The organism is Mediterranea massiliensis (assembly GCF_900128475.1).
GTDB lineage: Bacteria > Bacteroidota > Bacteroidia > Bacteroidales > Bacteroidaceae > Bacteroides > Bacteroides massiliensis_E.
The window spans coordinates 1-2,586 of sequence record NZ_LT635817.1; the positions used below are offsets into that span (position 1 = coordinate 1).

Consider the following 2,586-nt stretch of genomic DNA (forward strand, 5'->3'; position numbering starts at 1 on the left):
TATGACGATAGCGCTGTATCGGTACCAAGCGTAGCGGTGTAATCGGTACCATGCTATCACTGCAATCGGTACCGCTTGTATCGCTGCAAGCGGTACCAAGATTTCAGTTCTGCTTTTCAATTTGCAAAGGTAATTTATTTTTTCAATTTCTGGCGCATAGAATCGCCTTTTAACTCTATTTTACTTGCATTTGCCACCAAACGGTCCATAATGGCATCTGCCAAGGTAGGATCACCTATATAATCATACCATTTGGCAATAGGAAGCTGTGAGGCGATAATGACGGACTTTCTCTCGTATCTCTCTTCTAGGATTTGGAGCATTGCGAGTCTGGTCTTGTCATCCATTGGCTGCAACCCGAAGTCATCCCATATGAGCAAGTCATACTTTTCTAGATTGGTTATCATCTTTAGGTACGACCCATCCAGCTTGCTGAGTGCAACTTTCTCCACAAAGCTGTTCATGTTGAGATAGAGAGTTCTATAGCCTAGCATGCAAGCCTGTCTTCCAAGGGCACAGGCAAGAAAGGATTTTCCGCAGCCGCACTTTCCTTGTATGAGCAAGTTCTCATGCCTGCGTATAAAGGCACAGTCGGCAATGGCGGTAAGGTCATCCTTGGTGAAGTTGCGGTCTGTTCCACAGATGACATCCTCTAAGAGTGCCGTATATCTAAGCTTGCTGATTTTTAGATACATGGCGGTCTTTCGATCTCGTCTGTCCTGCACCTCTGCATCCACCATCTTGGAGATGGCGACTTCCAGGGATGGGCGGTTCTGTACAGGAAGGCTGGTCATGGCCTCGAAGGAGGATGACATACCTCTGAGCTTCAACTCGTTGAGTTGTATGATGGTTTCTTGTAAGTTCATGTTACTATATATATGTTTAAATGTTCATAAATGCCTCCGCGCCTCTCACATAGTCGTTCTGTGGCACATTTGAGACTGTTTCTTCCCCGTCAACTTGATCAAGGTTCTTCTCCAACACATTGCGGATGGTCGTGTAGGTGATGGATGAACAACCTGCCAGACGCTTGCAGGCCTTCTCCAGACGCTCCTTGCCATACTTGCGCTTGAGAGACAGGACTCCTTGGCAGGACTTGTACGACTGCTCGACATGCTTCGTGCGATTGAGGATGGATTGGACTGCAGCAGTGGTGTTGCTGCCGACCAATGCCGCCTCCTCCAGGAAATAGGCGGCATTATATCCCTGTCCGTGCTTGTAGGCAAGATGTTTGTCTGGCATATGCTCGTCAAGCGTGCTGTATCCAGATCCTTGGCGACGCTGATGGATGGCTATGCGAGAACTCCCGGAGTAAACCTCCACGGTATCCAAGTCCCACAGTACGCTCACCTTTTGCCCGACATACTGGTATGGCACGCTATAGTTGTGCTTGTCAACCATGACGTGATAGGTACCGGACAGTTTCACCTCCTTGCGATATCTGAAGCGGTATGGAGTCATGGGCAGTTTGCCCAACGTAGGTTGCTCTTCCGCCTCGAAGATGTCACGTCTGCTTCTCCCTGTCGTTCTGGACGGCTTTTCATTGAAGCCGTCCATCAACTCATAGATACGGGCATTCATACTCGGTAGATTGTAAAACACCTCGTCATGTAGCAGAGCGTAGACGGCATTGTAGGTCTTTTGGACGAGTCCCTCGACTGGACCTTTGTCCCTGGGAGTGCGAACCCTGCAGGTTTGGAGGGTTGTATCGTAGTAGGCGGCCCATTCCACGGCTGCATCATTGAACGCTGGCTCGTAGCGGTCGTATTTCTTCACCCACTGCTTCATGTTGTCACTCTTGGCTATGCGAGTTGTTCCGCCGAAGTAAGAGAAGGCATCGGATATACCGCCGAAGAAGTTCTCCATGGAAGCGTTGTACATAGCCTTGGCAAATCCCAAGCCGCTGTATGGCAGGATACAGACCAGGACGACAACCTTGGTTAGCTCACCTGTCTTCGGGTCGGTAAGCCACAGGGTATCGCCGGCGAAGTCAATCTGCATCTCTTCCCCAGGAATATAGGTGTTATGGAAGCTGAGGTTGTGTGAGTACTGATACTTACGGATTGACTTCTTGAACTGGGTGTATCCATATCCGTCGGGATGCTCCTTCTTGTATGACTCGTGCAGGGCTTGAATGGTGAGGTAGCGGTTATGCGACAAGTCTGACACATATTCAGGCAACAGCCCGTCCAGCACCTGACGTTGGGAAGATGGGGCTGCTGTGGGTTTGGACAACTGGAGGAAAGATTCTATTTCCCCGTCACTCATGCGGCCTATCACGCCATAGGACAAACCTTGGGAATCCGCCAAGGTCTTGTAACGGTTCAGTACGCCACGTCCCATGTGTAGTTGCTCGCAAATGGTGCGTTGCGGTATTTTTGCCGCTAGCATTTGAAATGAACGTTTTAATTTGCTCATGTTTACATTACTTTGTGCCATATCTATACAGATTTAAAAATTCTTCTGCAAAGATAGGCGGTTATTATTATACATGAGCAGAACTTTACATCTTTTTGGTACCGATTGGGGCGCTATGATGGTACCGATTCATGCGCTACAGTGGTACCGATTCGCCGATACTGTCAT

The 2,586-nt window shown here is 48.8% G+C and carries 2 protein-coding genes; both read right to left on the reverse strand.

What is annotated here, in order from left to right; genetic code table 11:
- Window positions 1-134 precede the first annotated feature (134 nt).
- The gene (gene istB / locus BQ7483_RS00015; RefSeq protein ID WP_072542304.1) at window positions 135-866 is read right to left on the reverse strand and encodes an IS21-like element helper ATPase IstB; all 732 of its coding nucleotides are present in this window, start codon (window positions 864-866) and stop codon (window positions 135-137) included.
- A gap of 16 nt (window positions 867-882) precedes the next feature.
- The gene (gene istA / locus BQ7483_RS00020; RefSeq protein WP_235847272.1) at window positions 883-2,391 is read right to left on the reverse strand and encodes an IS21 family transposase; all 1,509 of its coding nucleotides are present in this window, start codon (window positions 2,389-2,391) and stop codon (window positions 883-885) included.
- Between the last annotated feature and the right edge of the window lie 195 nt (window positions 2,392-2,586).

Excerpts from the sequence above, each read along its gene's own strand:
- istB (WP_072542304.1), bottom strand. The coding sequence starts at position 866 with ATGAACTTACAAGAAACCATCATACAACTCAACGAGTTGAAGCTCAGA.
- istA (WP_235847272.1), bottom strand. The coding sequence starts at position 2,391 with ATGCTAGCGGCAAAAATACCGCAACGCACCATTTGCGAGCAACTACAC.